The sequence below is a fragment of the Butyricimonas synergistica DSM 23225 genome (genome assembly GCF_000379665.1).
GTDB lineage: Bacteria > Bacteroidota > Bacteroidia > Bacteroidales > Marinifilaceae > Butyricimonas > Butyricimonas synergistica.
In genome coordinates, this window is the sequence record NZ_KB903367.1 from 377,325 (window position 1) to 395,679 (window position 18,355).

Consider the following 18,355-nt stretch of genomic DNA (forward strand, 5'->3'; position numbering starts at 1 on the left):
CTATCCACTGAGCTACACTTCCTGTTTGTCATCTCTCGATCGTGGAAGTGGCGGGATTCGAACCCGCGACCCGGGCGTAATCATGCGAAGTAACTCTTGTCTACGGCACTTGCTTTATGCTATTGTTTCAAAGAACTTTCCTTTTGACGATACAAAGATATGTATCCGGTGTGCAATGTTTCTGCGTGGCAGAATTTTTATAGGTTTATTTTCATTATTTCTTCCGTGACGGATGAACCTTGCTCGATATAGTATATCATGTCGAAGATTTTCTCGCTCCATCCGCTGACCAAAACTACGTTCCCGTTGTCTTGTGTCATGCTGTTCCCGTATCCCCTCAAATCCACCGTGTAGACTTTCACGCTAGGGTTGATCTTCAGGTACTTTTGGAAAAGACGGTTGAAGTTATCCCTGCGGTTGCCTTTGCTGTCGTACCACTTGCAACCCGTTCCCACCTGGCAGTCGGAGAATATGACAATCCTGTCCACCATCGTTCGTGACTTTATCAGGTGTTTCATGTACTCGAATATCCCGCTTTCCGTGGACGGTCCGCATTTCTTGGCAGCACGGTTGATGGTTTCGAAGTTTTCGAATACATTCGCCTTGCGGTCTAAACCGGCATCGATCAAGCGGTCGCCAAACAACCCGACGTACGTGTCTTCACATTTGTTCCAGTACAACACGGCGAACAAATTGGCTATATCTGCCGATTTTCGTGCGCTCATGGCGGATACCAGCGATTTTCCACCCCGGTCACCGTACATACTTCCCGAATTATCGGACAGTATGGCGGTCTTGCCTTTGCACGCCGGTATGTTGTCGCAACTCGTGACCAGTGCTTTTTCCAGTGCTTCCGAAGTCCTTTTGATCTTGGCTTTTTCCTCCTCGAATATCGCGGATTCTTTCGCCAGTTTGTTGATCTCCAGGAATGCCGACAGGTAGCGGAAAGGCATTTGTTTTGATTGCCTTATCCTTTGCTCGTCTGTCAACACGTTCAAAGCTATATCCAGTGCCTCGGACGAGCTTTTGGTCACGATATTCCGCAAGTTCCGCAATATCGCCATGTACCCGAGTTTACCGCTTGCCAGCAATTCCTGCCATTTTTCAGACACGACTTTCGCCTTGGCACGCTCGTTCTCGAATGGCTTTTTACCGAGTTCGGATAATTCCGTTTCCCAGGTATAAGGAGTTGCCAGGTCGTCTGAAACGATCTTGTCGAATATCGCCTGTTGAGCCTCGTCCTTTGCCTTCGGGTGTACCAGAAACAAGGCATCCCGCAAGCTGACTGCCGAACCCCTGTTGTATTTGGCGAATTGGTACTCGTCAAATTTGTTGAACGATTCGATCAGTCCTTTTTGTACCTGTTTGGACAAGCGGTTCAATTTCTTCGTGCCTTCCCGTTTGTTGGCGGTTTGGTAATATGCCAATATCTCGGTGATCTCGTCGGCACGGTTCACGATGCCTGCCACGGTTCGTTTCACGATCTCGTTGCCGGAATACAATTTTGCCAATTCCACGGCTAGTATCACCGGCACGGAACGCAGGTTCATCTCGGTTCGGGCGTACACGGCTAGTCTGGCCACAAACTCGGGACTGCATTTCGCGATCAGGTTGCTGATCCTGCTCTTTCTGTCTGCGTTTGATTCGTAATATGAATCATCGACCATGCAGGTCACTACCGTGGAGTATAATTCCATCTCCGGGGTCATTTTGTAGGCTTTTGCCCCCATGTAATTCACGGTAGTATCTTTTCCTTTGTTTGTAAAATTGAATTTCATCATTGTATCTTTTTTCGTTTTACACGACAAAGATGCACACGCGGGTGCGCAAACTTTTTGCGTAGCTAAAATAAATTTCATATTTTTGGAAAAATAATTTTTATTCTATTCTTATGCCCGCGAATCGAAACGCTTTAATTCGTTATAAAACAATAGATAAATGCCTTCGAAATCCATACCGGAAATGGACGCTCGAGGATTTGATAGACGCTTGTTCGGATGCCCTGTACGAGTACGAGGGGATCGACAAGGGCATCAGTCGCCGCACGATTCAAATGGATATACAGGTGATGCGCAGCGAGAAGTTGGGCTACAATGCCCCGATCGTGGTCTACGACAATAAATATTACAAGTACGAGGACGCCGATTACAGTATCACGAACACGCCCTTGTCCGAGCAGGATTTGAAGGTCATGTCCGAGGCGGTGGAGGTGTTGCGGCAGTTCCGGGGATTTTCCTATTTCTCGAACATGGGGGATATTATCAGCCGGCTGGAAGACCACGTGACTTCGGCACGGCTGAAAACGACCCCGGTCATTGATTTCGAGAAGAACGAGAGCCTGAAAGGTATCGATCACTTGGACGAGATTTATCATGCTATTGTCAACAAGCAGGTGCTGAGGATGAAATACCGTTCTTTTAAAGCCCGTTCCGCTTCCGAATTTTTGTTCAATCCTTATCTGTTGAAGGAATACCGGAATCGTTGGTTCGTGTTCGGGGTACGCGAGGGGAGTTCCCCGCTCGTGAATCTGGCGCTCGATCGTATTCATCATCTCGAAATCGCCCCGGGGGAGTCGTACCGTGAAAATACGGTATTTGACCCCACGACTTTCTTTGACGATTTGGTGGGTGTGACCAAGAATATCGGTTCAAGGGTTCAGAACGTCCGTTTCATGGTAAACCCTCCAAACGCTCCCTACGTGGAAACAAAACCATTGCACAAGTCGCAAAAGATCGTGGAAAGACGGGAGGACGGGAGTGTTGTCTTTGAAATAAACGTGATAATCAATCTGGAGCTGCAACGGGAAATCATCGGTTTCGCGGACGGGATAAAGGTTTTGTCCCCGCCTTCTTTGGCCGACCTGATAGCCTCCCGGTTTCGGCGGGCAAACCAATTGTATGACGGGGTAAACTCGTGACGGGAGGATTTGTTCGGCTTGAATAGACCTTATCGTGTGGATAACCTTTGCTTGAGGTTTCTTGTCATTGTGCACGTGCTCACGTGCCAATCGATACCTTCCCTTGGAGGAATACGGCAGTATAGGTGGAGTAATGATTCTTCGGGATGTTAAATAGGGTTTGGGAGTGGTCGGGGATGCCGGTTTTTTGTTAATATCGCGTAATAATTAAATGCAGGAGAAAATGAAAATTAAAACAGGATTAGGAATAGATGTCCATCGGTTGGCTCCGGGACTGGACTTTTGGCTTGGAGGAATCAAGTTGCAACACGAGAAAGGTTGCGTGGCGCACTCGGACGGTGACGTGTTGATACACGCGATATGCGACGCCTTGTTGGGGGCTTCCGGGTTGGATGATATCGGGACGTATTTCCCGGATACCGATCCTGCTTACAAGGGAATCGATAGCAAAATATTACTGAAAAAGGTGGTCGATATGCTGGAACGGAAAGGGTTCTCGGTTGGGAATATCGATTGTGTCATTTGTCTTCAACGCCCGAAAATTAAACTACGGACACTGGAGATGAGGGAGTGTTTGGCTGAAATCATCGGGATAGATGTCGACGATCTCACGATAAAGGCAACGACCACGGAACAACTCGGATTCGAGGGGAGGGAAGAAGGCGTTTCGGCTTATGCCTCGGTGTTGATTATTAAGTTGTAGAAGGATGTGGCAAAACACATCCTCCTTTGGTTAATCCTGTGCGGGAAATCGTTTAATACGAGATTTTCCAGGTCATGGTATTTTTATCGTCTTTGATTTTCTTCTCGGTGTGATTTTTGGTTGTATATTCATAACCCATTTCCGGGCGTTCGGGGTCTATCAATTTGTTGCTTACCACGATGTCGTACTCGGATTGCCAAGCCGAAAATTCTTGCTCTAACGTGATTTCCGTCAAATAATTATCCTTGTCGAACTTGTACGTTACCGGGCATTCCGGATTCTCCGGGTAGACCACGTATTTATACGTTTTATGGATAATTTCGCCCGGGGTGGTGTATTCGGGTACCCTTTCAGCTGGTATGTCATATCCTGCTTCGTAGGGAATTATTTCCGGCATATATTTCCCCATGTGGCCTAGTCGACCTAAATGAAAGAGAGTGCTTGTTTCGTCGTTATCGTCCCAGCCAATATAGCCCATGATGTCGATTTGCCCGTTGTTGGGGTAGCGGTTTGGGTAACATTTTGCCGGGTCCAAAACGAAGTTATGGGAATCATGGTCGTACACGTCCGTATATATGTATTTTACCCAAACGCCGTTCTCGTAGTAGAAGTCGTTTTTGAATTCCTCTTCGATATTTTCTTCTTGTTCCAGGTAATTTTCCGGAGTGTACTTGTAGCGCACGCAATCCACGAAACCATTTTCCCATTCATCATAGTATTGTACGTTCTTCGCGAAACCTTGTTCGTTGAGTTTGACAACGTACTCGTCATCTCCCGTGCCAGAGCCTGCCGCATAACGTGTGGCTTCCTTTATCGTGATTTCCCCGGCGATGTGGTAATCGGCAGTCAATGTCTCGGAACTCTTTTCCCAATTTTGACCGTGATTGGGGTATACCGTTTCGATGCGCACCACCCGTCCTTGCTCGTCATAACTGAATGTCCGCGTGCAATTGTCGTAATTTGCGCTTTCTGAATAGGTGTCGTAAAGCCGGGCATTACATGTTTCCTCGTAGACAACTTGCTTGATTTGCTTCACCACGCTGCCGTCCTCTTTGGTGGCTTTTTGCTCCACGAGAATAGTGATGACGGTTTCGCCACTCCGGATGATGATTTTTGCCGAGCGATTGCTTCCCGTCAGATTCGCTTGCAGCGTGAGGGGCAGCGTGTATTCCCCGGCTTCTCCGCTGTATTGGCTCAGGGTAAGCCAATACACGCTACTGCTCCCGGCACGTGCGGTGGTGGCGTCTTCCACGGTTGCTGTCCACGAGGTGGTAGCCGTGAATTTAATGCCTTCGTTGCAGGTTTCGTCGGCATACACCGTTTGTTCCGTGGAGGTCCCGTTTGCCAGGATGATGGCATCGTCCCGGTCGTCATTGTCTTTTTCGCAGGCGGCGAATACCACTGCCGCCAGGCAAACCGTTAAAAATTTTAGTTTCATTGGTTTCTGTTGGGTTTTCCCAGTTCCTAGAAGACCTTTCTTTATTAAACACGGAAGCGTGGAACTGCAGTGCACATCTTAGATGAAGGTCCTGAGAAAACCTAATGAGTAGATGTAATAATAGCAGTCCACGCCTATGCGTGAGAACCACTATGCTATCTTTACTCATTTGAAAATTTCTCAGGTTTTCATCTAAAAGATAAGCATAACGCTTCTTCAAAATCCAATATGCCTTGAACGGGGATCAGCCCCATTCGTGTACAAAATTATGCAAAAAAATCGGATGTCACGTCATGGATTCATGTAATATTAATTACACTATCGCCGCCGGGCATCCTTTTCCGGTAATTTAGAACATGTAATCCCACATCGGTAATAGGATCGGTTTCTGATCCAGTGCTTTTAAGGCTTTTTCTCCCAGGTATTTTTTGTGGATCACTACCCGGAAGATATATTCGTCAAACCATTTGTCCGTGAAAGTAAGATAACCGTTATGTCCTGCTTGTGGTCCCCAACTGTTCTCGAATTCCCATTTCGTGGGGTTTCCATTTTCGTCCACGTCCACGGCCACGAGAGCCATCGCGTGTGCCGAGCCGCTTTGGCGGGTCAGGATGCGTGTTTTCTTGTCCATCGAAAAATCCACGCCCATGAGCGAGTTGTAGTCGTACCCGTCCGGGTCGAGAATTCCGGTTTCGCGGTTGAAATATTTGCCCACGTCACTAGAGGTGTACATGGCTTCATTGCCCTTGATGGAGGCGATGGCGGCAGCCTTGATGTCCTCGTTGGGCAGGTTCAGGTACACCCAGTTGATGCCCTCCACGGTGTTGCGGTAGTTTTGGATATCGTATAACTTGTAGTACTCCCGGGTGGGATCGTTCATGATCATGATGTAATTCTTCGGGTTGTAATCGGCAGGCGTGATTTCCTTGTAGAATTGTTGCGGCGTGTAGTTTGCCAACTCCTTGATATCCCCGTTTTTGTCTTTGTATCTCCACGTGAACGTGGTAGGCGGTTCGCCGAGGCAAAGTGCCAGAATGCGGTAAATGTCTTTCAATATTGCGACTTTCTCTGCACGCAGGTCTTTGGCTTTTTTGCCTTGGGCTGCCATTTCGCGGATAGCGAATCCCCCCTTGCGCAGGCGTTCGTTAATCAACGCACTCATGGCGTTCGTGTTGTTCGAGTGGGCGGTTTCAGGCATGACAGACTTCGGCACAACCCCGTACTTTTCCCCGATATTGTAGTAAAGGTTCCACACTCCTCCGTCACCTACGGGAGCCTGGAACATGAAAGTCACGTCGCGGTCGTCCATCGGTTTGTTGGCGGAGGCAATCATGTTTTCGAGGAAGAGGTTGGATTTCTCGAATATATCCCAGAAATAAAGGTAGTTATGCGAGAAGTCGAAATCCGTGAGATTGTATTTTTTCATAACGCTCGGGCGCAGCACGTTCATGGACGTGAACATCCAGCAACGACCGGAACTTTTCTGGTCGGTAATGCCTTTCACGTTTACCCGGTATTTGAAATAGTGGTCTATTTTGCCCTGAACTTCCCGGTTGAGGGCGTTCGAGCGAATGTCCTTATCGTTTGTCAGCACGTTCTGAATGGCTTTGGTGGCAGCGTCTTTCTGGAAGCTCCCCTTGATGTCGTTCAGTTCTTTTTCCCCGATTGTTTGGGCGCATAGCGATCCCCCGACGAGGAGTAAAGAAGCGAGTGTCGAGTAAAATTTCATGGTTTTAAATTTTAGTTTTTTGATTTTAAATTGAAGAATTGAAAATCGATTATTCATTTTCAATTTTCAATTCTCCATTTTCAATTATTTACAGGTGTATCACTTCGTCGTAGGCGGCTGCTGCTGCTTCCATGATAGCTTCGCTCATGGTCGGGTGCGGGTGTACCGTTTTGATAAGGTCGTGCCCGGTAGCTTTCATCTTGCGTGCAAGAACCATCTCGGCGATCATTTCGGTCACGTTCATGCCTACCATGTGCGCTCCCAGTAGCGTGTTGTCGGCGGCGTTGAAGATCAATTTGATGAAACCGTCGTTAGCTCCCGCGGCACTGGCTTTCCCGGATGCCGTGAAGGGGAATTTGCCGATCTTGAGTTCATAGCCTGCCTCGAGTGCTTTTGCCTCGTTCAAACCCACGGATGCTACCTCGGGAGTGGTGTACGTGCAACCCGGGATGTTGGTGTAATCAATCGTTTCCGTGTGGACGCCCGCAATGTGTTCCACGCAGCAGATGGCTTCTGCCGATGCCACGTGAGCCAGAGCCGGACCGTGCACGATGTCGCCGATCGCGTAAACGCCTTCCACGTTCGTGCGGTAGTAATCGTCTACTTTAACCCGACCTTTTTCCATCTCGATGTTCAGATCTTCCAACCCGATGTTTTCCACGTTCGGGGAGATGCCCACGGCAGAAAGCACGATTTCAGCCTCGTGTACTTCTATCTCTCCCTTTTTATTTTTGATGTTTACCTTCAACAGTTTCTCTCCGGCTTCCACGCTTTCCACGGATGATTTTACCATCACATCGATGCCTGCTTTCTTGAAGGAGCGTCCCACTTGTTTGGAAACTTCCTCGTCTTCTACCGGAAGAATGGTCGGCATGAATTCAACCAGCAATACTTTGGTGCCCATGGCGTTGTAGAAGAATGCCAATTCGGAACCGATGGCGCCGGAGCCTACCACGATCATGGATTCAGGTTTGTGGTCGAGCGTCAGGGCTTGGCGGTATCCGATGATGCGTTTCCCGTCCTGCGGGATGTTCGGAAGTTGGCGGGAGCGTGCCCCTGTTGCCAACACGATGTGTTGTGCCTCGTAAACCGTTTTCTCGCCTGCCGCGTTCGTCACCTCGACTTTCTTGTCTGCGGTCAGTTTGCCGTGTCCCTCGATCACGGCGATGTTGTTTTTCTTGAAAAGGTATTGGATACCTTTGCTCATCTTGTCGGCTACTCCCCGGCTGCGGGCGATGATTGCCTCGAAATCCGGTTCGGCGTTCTCGATTTTCACCCCGTAATCAGCGGCGTGTTTGGCGTATTCCAACACCTGTGCCGATTTAAGCAAAGATTTGGTCGGGATACATCCCCAGTTCAGGCAGATACCCCCGAGTTCCGCACGTTCTACTACAGCCACGTTCATTCCTAGTTGTGAAGCACGAATAGCAGCCACGTATCCCCCGGGACCACTACCTATCACGATTAAGTCGTATTTCATTTTATTTGTCATTTATAATGTGAATAATTATTAGCTGAATCATCGGGAGACAAAATTAGGGTATTTGTTTAGAATAGAAAACTAAAAGTGATTTTTAGATTTTAAATTTTAGATTTTAAATTTTCCAGGGAAATCCGTTGTCCGTTAATTCTAGTACATATCTCCGTCCGTTCCGGCAATCATCTATTGATCACCTATTCGCCATCTATCGATCATTTATTACCGAGATGGATAGGTGATCGGTATTTGCGGCATCGGTAACCGATTGTTGTCTGCCGGAACGAACGGAGAGTAGAGGAAGAAGAGTTAGTGTTAAAATTTTGTATTTCTGAGTTGAAATAGTATCTTTACACGCTTGAAATTTTTATGGTATTGAAAATAACTTGTATATGAAGTATTCCGTATCACGTGATTTGCGCTACCGGTTGTAAAATCAAAAGAATATTTCATGTCGCTTAAAACATAAAATTGGATATTAATATGAAAGGACTAAAAATTGTTGTTCTTGCTAAGCAGGTTCCCGATACGAGAAATGTGGGAAAAGATGCGATGAAAGCGGACGGAACTGTAAACAGGGCAGCTTTACCTGCCATCTTCAATCCGGAGGATTTAAATGCTTTAGAGCAAGCTTTAAGATTAAAAGATACAATTAAAGGAACTACTGTCCACGTGTTGACGATGGGACCGGGGCGTGCCGCCGAGATTATCCGGGAAGCGATGTACAGGGGTGCCGATGGCGGTTATTTGTTGTCGGATCGGGCTTTTGCCGGTTCTGACACGTTAGCGACTTCTTATGCCTTATCTTGTGCTTTGCGCAATTTGGAATATGACGTGATTATTTGCGGTCGCCAGGCTATCGACGGGGATACCGCGCAGGTAGGTCCGCAGGTGGCAGAGAAATTGGGATTGCCGCAGGTAACTTATGCAGAGGAAATACAAAAATGTGACGGGAAGACGATCACGATCAAACGTCGTTTGGAAAGAGGTATCGAGGTAGTGACCAGTCCGCTTCCCTGCGTGGTGACCGTGAACGGATCGGCTGCTGTTTGCCGCCCGAGAAACGCCCGTTTCGTGATGAAATACAAGAACGCGAAAGGAACCCAGGAGGCTCAGGATGCCAACGAGGATTATTTTGCGCTCGTGAACGAACGTCCGTATTTGAAATTGACGGAATGGAGCGTGAACGACATCAAGAGTAACCCGGAAGATCTTGGATTGAGCGGGTCGCCTACCAAGGTGAAGAATATCGAGAGCGTGGTGTTCCAGGCAAAAGAGGCAAAAGTGCTTTCTTGCACGGATTGCGAGATCGATGACATGATGAAAGAGTTGATAACGAACCATACAATCGGATAATTTTAGATTTTAAATTGTAAATTTTGAATTGATCTTTTGATCATGTGATTTGAGTTTACAGAATCTAAAATCTGAAATCTAAAATTTAAAATGATATGAACAGTGTATTTGTATATTGCGAGATAGAGGAAGGTGCAGTTGCCGACGTGAGCCTTGAGCTGCTGACGAAAGGACGTGCCCTTGCAACAAAATTGGGTGTGAAACTGGAAGCTATTGCACTCGGACATAACTTGAAAGATATAGAGAAACAAGTATTTCCTTACGGGACGGATGTTGTATGGATTGGTGATGATGCCCGTCTGGCTCCTTACACGACGTTGCCTCACACGAAGATGTTGGTTCGTTTGTTTGAAGCCGAGAAGCCTCAGGTGGCTTTGATGGGTGCTACCAGCGTGGGACGTGATTTGGGTCCTCGCGTGTCTTCCGCTTTGCATAGCGGTTTGACGGCGGACTGCACGAGCCTTGAGATCGGGGAATACACGGATGCCAAGAGCGGCAAGAAGTACGAGAATTTGTTGTACCAGATTCGTCCGGCTTTCGGGGGGAACATCGTGGCTACTATCGTGAACCCGGAATGTCGTCCGCAGATGGCTACCGTCCGCGAGGGTGTGATGAAAAAAGAGATTGTTGACCCGCAATATAAAGGTGAGATTAAGAAATTGAATGTCGACGAGTACCTGGACGACACGGATATGGTGGTAAAAGTGATCGAACGCCACATGGAGAAATCCAAGGTGAACATCAAGGGTGCCCCGATCATCGTTGCTGGTGGATACGGCGTGGGTTCCAAAGAGAATTTTGCCTTGTTGTATGAATTGGCTGCCGTTTTGGGTGGAGAAGTGGGTGCTTCTCGTGCGGCTGTGGATGCCGGTTTTTGTGAACATGAACGTCAGATCGGGCAGACAGGAACGACGGTTCGTCCCAAGTTGTATATCGCTTGCGGTATCTCCGGGCAAATCCAGCATACTGCCGGTATGGAGGAGTCTTCCATGGTAATCGCTATCAACACGGATGCGAATGCCCCGATTAATAAGTTTGCTGATTACGTGATCACGGGTGACTTGAACGTGGTAATCCCGAAGATGATCCAGTATTACAAAAAGAACAGCAAGTAAAATTATTTACGATTTATGATTGAAGATTTACGATAGGAGAAAAATAGGATTGGGGAAGAGTATCTAAAATTATGAATCACTAAATCTAAAATTTAAAAGGTATGGCAAATTTCTATACAGATAACGAGGATTTGAAGTTCCACTTGGGACATCCTTTGATGAAAAAGATCGTTGCATTGAAAGAGCGGAATTTCGAGGATGCCGGGAAATGTGATATCGCTCCCCGTGATTTCGAGGATGCAATGGATAATTATGACAGAGTGTTGGAGATCGTGGGTGATATTTGTGGTAACGTGATTGCAGAAAATGCCGAGGAGGTAGACCACGAGGGACCGGAAGTGATAAACGGTCGCGTGAAATACGCCCGCGGGACACAAGAGAATCACGATGTGTTGACACAAGCCGGATTGTACGGGATGTCACTCCCGCGCGAGTATGACGGGTTGAACTTCCCGATGGTTCCTTACGTGATGGCTGCCGAGTTGGTATCACGTGGTGATGGCGGGTTCGCTAACATTTGGGGATTGCAGGACTGCGCCGAAACGATTCACGAGTTTGCCAGTGAAGAGCAGAAACGTGAATATCTGCCTCGTGCGGCGAAAGGTGACACTTACGCCATGGACTTGACCGAACCGGATGCCGGGTCGGATTTGCAATCCGTGCAGTTGAAAGCGACCTATTGTGATAAGTCTGGCAAATGGTTCCTGAATGGAGTAAAGCGTTTTATCACAAACGGGGATGCCCAAATCTCTTTGGTTCTGGCTCGTTCAGAAGAGGGAACGCATGACGGACGCGGTTTGTCCATGTTTATCTATGACAAGGCAAACGGGGGAATGACCGTTCGTCGTATTGAAAATAAATTAGGTATCAAGGGATCGCCGACTTGCGAGTTGGTATTCAAGGATGCCCCGGCTGTATTGGTGGGAGAACGTAAACTCGGGTTGATTAAATACGTGATGTCGTTGATGAACGGTGCCCGTTTGGGTGTCGGTGCCCAATCGGTAGGTATCGCGGAAGCGGCTTATCGTGAAGGTTTGAAATACGCGGGCGAAAGACGGCAGTTCGGGAAAGCGATTATCGAGTTCCCCGCCGTGTACGAGATGTTGACTAACATGGAAGCCAAATTGCACGGGGCTCGCTCCATATTGTACGAAACCAGCCGTTTCGTGGATATGTACAAGGCTTACACGCATATCTCTAACGAACGCACCTTGAATAAAGAGGAACGCGAGGAGATGAAAAAATATCAAAAGTTGGCGGATGTGTTCACCCCGTTGTTGAAATTGTTCTCCAGCGAGTACGCTAACGAGATTGCTTACGACGCATTGCAGATCCACGGCGGTTCAGGGTTTATGAAAGACTACCCCATCGAGCGCCTGGTGCGTGATGCCCGTATCACGAATATTTATGAGGGAACTTCTCAGTTGCAGGTTGTGGCTGCCATTCGCGGTGTGACCACGGGGCAATACGCGAAACAAATCCGAGAGGAGTACGAGAAGACTCCGATTTGTCCGGAACAGGACTTCGTGCGTGAGATATTGAAAGGCATGACCGCCGCTTACGAGGCTGCTGTGACCAAGGTAACCAGTGTCGGGGAAACGGAGTACGTGGACTTCCATGCACGCCGCCTGGTGGAAATGGCTGGTTATATCATCATCGGTTACTTGTTGTTGATCGATTCTCAACGTGATGATCGATTCGCGAAATCAGCAGAGATTTTCGTGAAATACGGGCAAGCTAAGGTTGCCGGGTATGCTGCTTTCATCAATGATTTCGAGTTGAAAGATTTGGGAATGTACAAGAAATAGTACTAGCCTGAATTGTAAAAATACGTCTAAGAGGTTGTCCCAACAGGGGCAATCTCTTTTTTTATTCTCATTCTTCCACTTCGCCCTTCGGGAGGCTATTTTTTTAAATTAGTTTTTACAACTGTTTCCTTTTCTAAAAAAAATATCTCTTTTTTTCACGGTGATATGATTAAAACACTATCTTTGTTTTTGTAAATCATTGATTTATAATATATTGATTCGGTTAAAAAAGGCTCTGAGAGGGCAGGGTCATCAATTTTGTAATTGTATGAATGGGATAAAAAAGTCTATTTATAATGTTTTTTATAAAACGTCAGGAGTATGTTTTATACTTTTCTGCACGATTGACTTTTTATGTGCCCAAGAGAAGGGCGGTGTGGTGGATGCGCTGGTTAACGCGGGATACGAGAATGTCAGCCGGGAGATGGGGGAAACGGAAGAAGTTATCCTGTTCGAGAATTCATTGTGGCGGGTAAACGGGGAAGGGATAAGTGAAGCCATTAAGATTATAGAAACATTCCCGTTGATCCCGGGCAAGGGACGGCGGGTAGTTGTCCTGAGGAATAAAATTCCCCAGGTTTCTTTATTGCTTCATCCGGACGGCACGGCGGGTACGAGGTGGAATGTTAGTTATGAGCTGGGCGATTCTTGGAAAAAGATACATGACCGGGAGTTCGCTAATAATTCCCGCTGGAAAGCAGATTTGGTGTTTTACCCGCAATTCTCTTTGCGGAACCAGAAATTTCACAAGATATACGATGTGTTGTTTAATATCGCACCGGCTTTGGAGATCACGCCGTTCCGGGGGACGAAGATCGTGGGGCAGGTCATTATCCCGGTCTTCAACGAGTTCGGGGCATTGTACGATGATGTTCGTCCCGGTTATATTACCGTTCAACAGGATTTTAGAATTGAAAACGTGTTCCTGCAAGCGACCGTGGGGAATTTCAACCAGAATCGCTGGGGTATGGATTTAAGTTTTTTCCGTCCTTTCACGAAGGGCTGGTTGCAATATTTCGCGGTAAAAGGGGGAGTCGGGTTGACGGGATCGTCTTATTTTGTGGATTGGAATTGGCATTACGGACCTACAAAATTGTTTACCTGGAATGTCGGCGGGAGTTATTACAACCCGCAATATAACGTGCTTTGTGAGGTGAGGGTGGAGAAGTTTCTTGCCGGGGATATTGGAGTTCGGGCTGATATGACCCGTCATTTCAAGCGGGCTTCTATTGGATTTTATGTTATGAAAAATGACTATGATAACCTGGACGGAGGGTTTCATTTCTCAATATTGATTCCCCCGATGAGATATAAAAGAAACCGAGTGAGAGTGACCCCGGCTAGGTACTTTAATCTTGAATATAAAGCTGCCGGATTATTCTTCAACGGGAAGTCTTATAAAACGAAACCCGGGCAGAATAAAGCAGAGGAGAACTTTAATCCATATTACATAAAATCACAATTACAAAGTAACTAATAACTTAATTTAAAAGAGAACATTAAAGAAAATAGTAAACAAAAACAGGAAAGAATAAGTTAAACAAGTGTAAACCTTTATAAATGAAAGAATGATGAGAAAAGAAGTAAAACATTTTGGTATGAGCGCAAAAGCTATACTAATGGTAATGGTTGTCTTCGGTACGCTTTTCAGTAGCTGTTACACGAAGGAAGATATTCCGGTTGTTCAGATTCCGGAAGAGGTTCCTAACAAGTACATTATCGAAGGGACGATTGTTGCCAATAATAATGGAAATCTGGAAACTCTGAAAGGGGTTACCGTGACGAGCGACAAGAATGGTGTTGTTGCTGCGGGTGACGCAAACTTTATTGTTACGGTGGCTAGTCCGGACACATACACTTTATCGTTGAGTAAGACGGGATATGATCCTATTTCTTACAAAGTGGTTGTACCCAGTGCCGGGGATAAGATCACGGGACAATTGATTGCCGTGAACGTACAATTGACGATGTATCGCGAGAATACCTCGAATCCGGGAACGGGTGAAGTAGGTGTTGAAGGAGGAGTTGTTGCAAATGGCGGTGGTGAATTGTCTATCCCTGCCGGGGCTTTGACTGCCAACACGCAGATCACGATGACCGTTCTTGACGATGTAAAACAAGCTGTTGAAGTAAACGGAACGCAAGAAGCTGCCGCTCAATTCTTGTTGGGAGAGTTCGGTCCTAGTGGAACGAAATTCTTGAATCCCGTGCAATGGAGCGTGGCATACGATGCTTTGGCTGATTATTATTTGGCGAATACTCAATTGCAATACCGTGCGAACAACAACGCGGGTGACTGGACTGTTTTGACGGATGGTATCGTTTATGACAATGATAAATATAACGTGTCGTTGACTCACTTCTCTCAATACCGTATGGTATATATGGCAAGTGACATGACTTTGGATGCTGTTACGGAAACTCTTCCGGCTATTGCGGCTATCACGAATAATAATGTTTCTCCGGCTTCTATTACTCAAATTCCTTACAAGAAATTCGAGGGTGCCGAGTTGACTTTTGGCAACGAATGGAATAGCATCACGAATGCTTCCGATAAGCAACAAATCGAGGATTTGGTGAAAAGTGCAATCATGGCAAAAGTAAATGTGGCGGAATTCAAATCATCTATCGGTGCTGCAGTTGACGCGGTGTTCACGTTGAGAGATCCTATTACGTTACCTTATGATTACCATCTTTTGTCTAAGGGCGAGCAATCTATGGATTACTACGTGTTCACGTTCAAAGTGTACAAAAAAGCGGGTAATGCTGCCGTAGAGTTGAAAGCTAACGTGAAAGTAGCTGGTAAGGTGTCTATATTCGTGGAAATCGACTATTGTGGAGCTCATCATTCTCACGGAAGCTGTGGTCACGTGTATCACGGTGGTGCCGGCGGTGGTATGGTTATTGGAGATTAATTTAGAAAACGAATCGAACGTTAAGTGGAAGCCGAAAGCAAAATATCATGGATATGAATATGAAAAAGATATTACTTACTGGTATATTTATCTTGAGCACTTTCATGCTTTCGGCGCAATTAACGTTGGGTACGACCGGATTGTTGAACAGTCCGTCTGCTGATATGCAGCCTGACAAGATGGTGATGCTCGGTGGTAATTTTTTACACGACCGGATAACTCCTAACGGGTTTCCGTATAACACGTACAATTATTTCCTGAATATCACGTTTTTGCCTTTCCTCGAGGTCGCTTACACGTGTACCTTGTTCAAGGCTACCGATAAGTTTGTGCCGGAGAAGAAAGGAAGGTTTGTCAACCAGGATCGTGCTTTTTCTGTTCGTTTACGGGCGCTGACGGAAAGGAAATACCGTCCGGCAGTGGTTTTCGGGTCAAACGACTTGTATACGCAAAGTAACGGGGGCGGGCTCATGACAGAAGAGTCCAATAACCAGTACTTCAACAAGTTTTACCTGGCGGTAACGAAACACGTGAACGTCAGCAAGACCGAACAGATCGGGGTACATTTGGCATATCAGTATAACAGACGGGCTTCCAATCGCCTGAATGGGTTTTCCGGGGGAATTAGTTATAAGCCCTCGTTTGCTCCGAACTTGAATCTGATCGTACAGCATGATTCGAAAAGTCTCTTTGTTGGTGCCAACTACCTGCTCTTCAAACATCTTTTTATGCAAGTTGTTTTGCAGGACGGGCAATATTTTTCGGGAGGGCTGGCATACAAGATTTATTTAAAAGGTAAATAACGAGGAATTTGATAAACTGTAAATAAAAATAGAATGAAAATAAAGACTTTATTACTCTCTGCGCTCGTTGTGGGGGCTTCCTATTCGGTAAGTGCCCAGACGATCGATACGGATGTAAAATATATGTCTCCTAGATTTAAGGATAATATTTTTATCAGTATTGGTGTGGGAGCGCAAGGTTACCTGACGCAGGATAATTTTGACCACGGTTTCGGGAAAGTAATCGAACCGTTGGTGAATCTGTCCGTGGGTAAATGGATGGATCCCTACTGGGGGCTTCGCGGACAGGTGTCCGGATGGCAATCCAAGATGTACACTGATGTCAACCGTTTGAATAATGGTGGCGTGTTCAATAAATTTGAGCGTAAGTACATCAATTTGAACCTGGACTTCATGTTGAACTTGACGAACTTGTGGCGTCAATATGACCCTGAGAACAAATGGGATATGAATTTCTTTATAGGTCCGGGCTTGAGTTTCGGTAAATTCCACAACAAGCAAGTGGATGTCCTTGTAAACGGTTCGCTCGGGTTGGGTGGAAAGTACAATATCAACAAATATTGGGCTATTGATCTGGAGGCTCGCACGCATTTGTTGCCGACGTTCTTCTATACCAATAAATATACGGGTTCGGAAGAAATTGCCGGACGTTCCTATCAGGACGGGTTGCTTTCGTTATCTATCGGTGCGACTTACACCTTCGGGGGCAAAAAGTTTACCCGTTACGAGAGTGGAGCCGAGCGTGTTCGCCAACAGTTGAACGACAAGATCAACGCTCTGGAATCAGAATTGCGAAACACGCAATCTCAGCTGGAGGCTGCCAGGGTTGCCGAGCAAGTGGCTCAAAAGGAACTTGCCTTGACCGAGGCTGAGAAAGCTGAAGCTATTGCTGCCGCTGCCAGACAAGATTTCACTCAATACGTTGGTTTCACGATCAACAAGAGTGCCGTGAAAGCGGAACAAATGGTGGTTCTGCAAGCCGTTGCTAATTATATGGCTGCAAATCCGAGTGTAAAGATGAAGGTTGTGGGATATGCTGACAAGCAGACCGGAAGCAAGTATTTTAACCAGAAACTTAGCGAAAGACGCGCAAAGAGCGTTTACGATCTGTTGGTTAAGAAATTCGGGGTTTCGTCAGACCGTTTGTCTTACATTGGATTGGGTGACCAGGATCAACCCTTCAAGGTGAATAACTACAATCGTTTAGTTATGATTCTTGGAGAAAAATAATATTGAAGGTCTGCGAGATTTAAAATGTCCGTGAATTCAATAATACAAATAAACTAAAGCTCGTGGGCTATAAATAAAGGGGGTGGTTTACCAACCCCTTTATTTATTTTTCTTGTTTACCAACCTCGATGGGTTTATAGTTTTCTCTTTCCTTGCGGTCGGTAGTGGCGGCACAACTGATGCCCCTTTCCCGCATAGCTTTGTTTTTACCTATATGTGTATCCGGGAATTTTTTCTTCTTACTGAAGAATGTTGTTATTCCCAAGCCGATGAAAGCTATCCCGACCAATACCAGTATGATAATAAAATAGGTTCCTAGCATAATATTATTCGTTTAGTTTAAACAAAAATACGATTATTACTTCGACTCCCCAAGCGTCTGGTTCGGTTTTGTCTTTATTTTTATGAATGGGTATACGGGGATAATTTTAGATTGTTCTAAAAGTACTTTATTGTCGTGGGGGAAAGTGCCATGAGGAAAAAAAAGATTAAAAAAGTCTATTTATTACTTTGTTTTTTCTACCTTTGGGGTGCAAAGTCAAATAAAATCGAGATAACAATGGAAGGATACGAACAAAATGACGGAATGGATCGGGATGAAATCTATTCCAATGCAGTGAAAGCAGGGAAAAGAACTTATTTTTTTGATGTGAAGGCGACACGCAATAATGACTATTATTTGACGATCACCGAGAGCAAGAAAAAATTTGACAATGACGGGAATGCGAGCTACGAGAAACACAAAGTGTTCTTGTATAAAGAAGACTTTGACAAGTTTGTCGAGGGCTTAGAAGAGGCTATTGGAGTGGTAAAAGCTGCAATCAATGGCGAACTTCCTGAGAAAAATTCTGATCTGTAACTAAA

15 protein-coding genes are annotated in these 18,355 nt (G+C 46.1%); 10 read left to right on the top strand and 5 right to left on the bottom strand.

From position 1 onward, the window contains the following. Nucleotides 1-197 precede the first annotated feature (197 nt). Nucleotides 198-1,781, bottom strand: a complete 1,584-nt coding sequence (locus A3CY_RS0113985) for a TROVE domain-containing protein (protein WP_169503665.1) — start codon at nt 1,779-1,781, stop codon at nt 198-200. A 110-nt stretch (nt 1,782-1,891) separates the two neighbouring features. Here A3CY_RS0113985 and A3CY_RS0113990 point away from each other — a divergent pair, with 110 nt between their 5' ends. Both A3CY_RS0113990 and ispF read left to right on the top strand, forming a co-directional pair. Next, entirely contained in the window at nt 1,892-2,917 is a 1,026-nt protein-coding gene (locus A3CY_RS0113990) for a helix-turn-helix transcriptional regulator (RefSeq protein WP_018338554.1), read from the top strand. Nucleotides 2,918-3,140: 223 nt separating this feature from the next. Then, nucleotides 3,141-3,620, top strand: coding sequence for a 2-C-methyl-D-erythritol 2,4-cyclodiphosphate synthase (gene ispF / locus A3CY_RS0113995; RefSeq protein WP_026207677.1), 480 nt, complete (start codon nt 3,141-3,143; stop codon nt 3,618-3,620). 52 nt (nt 3,621-3,672) lie between these two features. On the opposite strand, the gene A3CY_RS0114000 is transcribed toward ispF, so the two are convergent. From A3CY_RS0114000 to lpdA, 3 genes are all read right to left on the bottom strand, one after another. Beyond that, nucleotides 3,673-5,058: a BACON domain-containing protein gene (locus A3CY_RS0114000; RefSeq protein WP_018338556.1), complete on the bottom strand. Its 1,386-nt coding sequence runs from the start codon at nt 5,056-5,058 to the stop codon at nt 3,673-3,675. Nucleotides 5,059-5,407: 349 nt separating this feature from the next. Next, nucleotides 5,408-6,787, bottom strand: coding sequence for a C1 family peptidase (locus A3CY_RS0114005; protein WP_026207678.1), 1,380 nt, complete (start codon nt 6,785-6,787; stop codon nt 5,408-5,410). A gap of 88 nt (nt 6,788-6,875) precedes the next feature. Then, a complete protein-coding gene (gene lpdA / locus A3CY_RS0114010) occupies nt 6,876-8,267 on the bottom strand; it encodes a dihydrolipoyl dehydrogenase (RefSeq protein WP_018338558.1) in 1,392 nt (463 codons plus the stop codon). A gap of 480 nt (nt 8,268-8,747) precedes the next feature. Here lpdA and A3CY_RS0114015 point away from each other — a divergent pair, with 480 nt between their 5' ends. The 7 genes from A3CY_RS0114015 (at nt 8,748) to A3CY_RS0114045 (ending at nt 17,491) form a co-directional block, all read left to right on the top strand. Further along, on the top strand, nt 8,748-9,620 hold the full coding sequence (locus tag A3CY_RS0114015) for an electron transfer flavoprotein subunit beta/FixA family protein (protein WP_018338559.1): 873 nt from the start codon (nt 8,748-8,750) through the stop codon (nt 9,618-9,620). A 95-nt stretch (nt 9,621-9,715) separates the two neighbouring features. Continuing rightward, complete coding sequence (locus A3CY_RS0114020) at nt 9,716-10,735, top strand: electron transfer flavoprotein subunit alpha/FixB family protein (protein ID WP_018338560.1); 1,020 nt, start codon at nt 9,716-9,718, stop codon at nt 10,733-10,735. A 101-nt stretch (nt 10,736-10,836) separates the two neighbouring features. Then, nucleotides 10,837-12,543: an acyl-CoA dehydrogenase family protein gene (locus A3CY_RS0114025; protein ID WP_018338561.1), complete on the top strand. Its 1,707-nt coding sequence runs from the start codon at nt 10,837-10,839 to the stop codon at nt 12,541-12,543. A gap of 268 nt (nt 12,544-12,811) precedes the next feature. Further along, nucleotides 12,812-14,020 carry a YjbH domain-containing protein gene (locus tag A3CY_RS21115; RefSeq protein ID WP_051082731.1) on the top strand — a complete coding sequence of 403 codons (1,209 nt, stop codon included), beginning with the start codon at nt 12,812-12,814 and terminating at the stop codon, nt 14,018-14,020. 121 nt (nt 14,021-14,141) lie between these two features. Continuing rightward, nucleotides 14,142-15,458 carry a peptidase associated/transthyretin-like domain-containing protein gene (locus A3CY_RS0114035; RefSeq protein ID WP_169503666.1) on the top strand — a complete coding sequence of 439 codons (1,317 nt, stop codon included), beginning with the start codon at nt 14,142-14,144 and terminating at the stop codon, nt 15,456-15,458. Between the two features lie 59 nt (nt 15,459-15,517). After that, entirely contained in the window at nt 15,518-16,261 is a 744-nt protein-coding gene (locus A3CY_RS0114040; protein WP_026207681.1) for a YjbH domain-containing protein, read from the top strand. Nucleotides 16,262-16,294: 33 nt separating this feature from the next. Continuing rightward, the gene (locus tag A3CY_RS0114045; protein WP_018338565.1) at nt 16,295-17,491 is read left to right on the top strand and encodes an OmpA family protein; all 1,197 of its coding nucleotides are present in this window, start codon (nt 16,295-16,297) and stop codon (nt 17,489-17,491) included. A gap of 103 nt (nt 17,492-17,594) precedes the next feature. Here the strand turns inward: A3CY_RS0114045 and A3CY_RS0114050 are convergent, their stop codons facing one another. Further along, a complete protein-coding gene (locus A3CY_RS0114050) occupies nt 17,595-17,813 on the bottom strand; it encodes a hypothetical protein (protein ID WP_018338566.1) in 219 nt (72 codons plus the stop codon). A 237-nt stretch (nt 17,814-18,050) separates the two neighbouring features. Here A3CY_RS0114050 and A3CY_RS0114055 point away from each other — a divergent pair, with 237 nt between their 5' ends. Further along, a complete protein-coding gene (locus tag A3CY_RS0114055; protein ID WP_018338567.1) occupies nt 18,051-18,350 on the top strand; it encodes a DUF3276 family protein in 300 nt (99 codons plus the stop codon). Nucleotides 18,351-18,355 lie beyond the last annotated feature (5 nt).

What these genes read in the sequence shown, in the direction of transcription:
- A3CY_RS0113985 (WP_169503665.1), bottom strand. Translation starts at nt 1,781, where the DNA reads ATGATGAAATTCAATTTTACAAACAAAGGAAAAGATACTACCGTGAAT.
- A3CY_RS0113990 (WP_018338554.1), top strand. Translation starts at nt 1,892, where the DNA reads ATGCCCGCGAATCGAAACGCTTTAATTCGTTATAAAACAATAGATAAA.
- ispF (WP_026207677.1), top strand. Translation starts at nt 3,141, where the DNA reads ATGAAAATTAAAACAGGATTAGGAATAGATGTCCATCGGTTGGCTCCG.
- A3CY_RS0114000 (WP_018338556.1), bottom strand. Translation starts at nt 5,058, where the DNA reads ATGAAACTAAAATTTTTAACGGTTTGCCTGGCGGCAGTGGTATTCGCC.
- A3CY_RS0114005 (WP_026207678.1), bottom strand. Translation starts at nt 6,787, where the DNA reads ATGAAATTTTACTCGACACTCGCTTCTTTACTCCTCGTCGGGGGATCG.
- lpdA (WP_018338558.1), bottom strand. Translation starts at nt 8,267, where the DNA reads ATGAAATACGACTTAATCGTGATAGGTAGTGGTCCCGGGGGATACGTG.
- A3CY_RS0114015 (WP_018338559.1), top strand. Translation starts at nt 8,748, where the DNA reads ATGAAAGGACTAAAAATTGTTGTTCTTGCTAAGCAGGTTCCCGATACG.
- A3CY_RS0114020 (WP_018338560.1), top strand. Translation starts at nt 9,716, where the DNA reads ATGAACAGTGTATTTGTATATTGCGAGATAGAGGAAGGTGCAGTTGCC.
- A3CY_RS0114025 (WP_018338561.1), top strand. Translation starts at nt 10,837, where the DNA reads ATGGCAAATTTCTATACAGATAACGAGGATTTGAAGTTCCACTTGGGA.
- A3CY_RS21115 (WP_051082731.1), top strand. Translation starts at nt 12,812, where the DNA reads ATGAATGGGATAAAAAAGTCTATTTATAATGTTTTTTATAAAACGTCA.
- A3CY_RS0114035 (WP_169503666.1), top strand. Translation starts at nt 14,142, where the DNA reads ATGAGCGCAAAAGCTATACTAATGGTAATGGTTGTCTTCGGTACGCTT.
- A3CY_RS0114040 (WP_026207681.1), top strand. Translation starts at nt 15,518, where the DNA reads ATGAAAAAGATATTACTTACTGGTATATTTATCTTGAGCACTTTCATG.
- A3CY_RS0114045 (WP_018338565.1), top strand. Translation starts at nt 16,295, where the DNA reads ATGAAAATAAAGACTTTATTACTCTCTGCGCTCGTTGTGGGGGCTTCC.
- A3CY_RS0114050 (WP_018338566.1), bottom strand. Translation starts at nt 17,813, where the DNA reads ATGCTAGGAACCTATTTTATTATCATACTGGTATTGGTCGGGATAGCT.
- A3CY_RS0114055 (WP_018338567.1), top strand. Translation starts at nt 18,051, where the DNA reads ATGGAAGGATACGAACAAAATGACGGAATGGATCGGGATGAAATCTAT.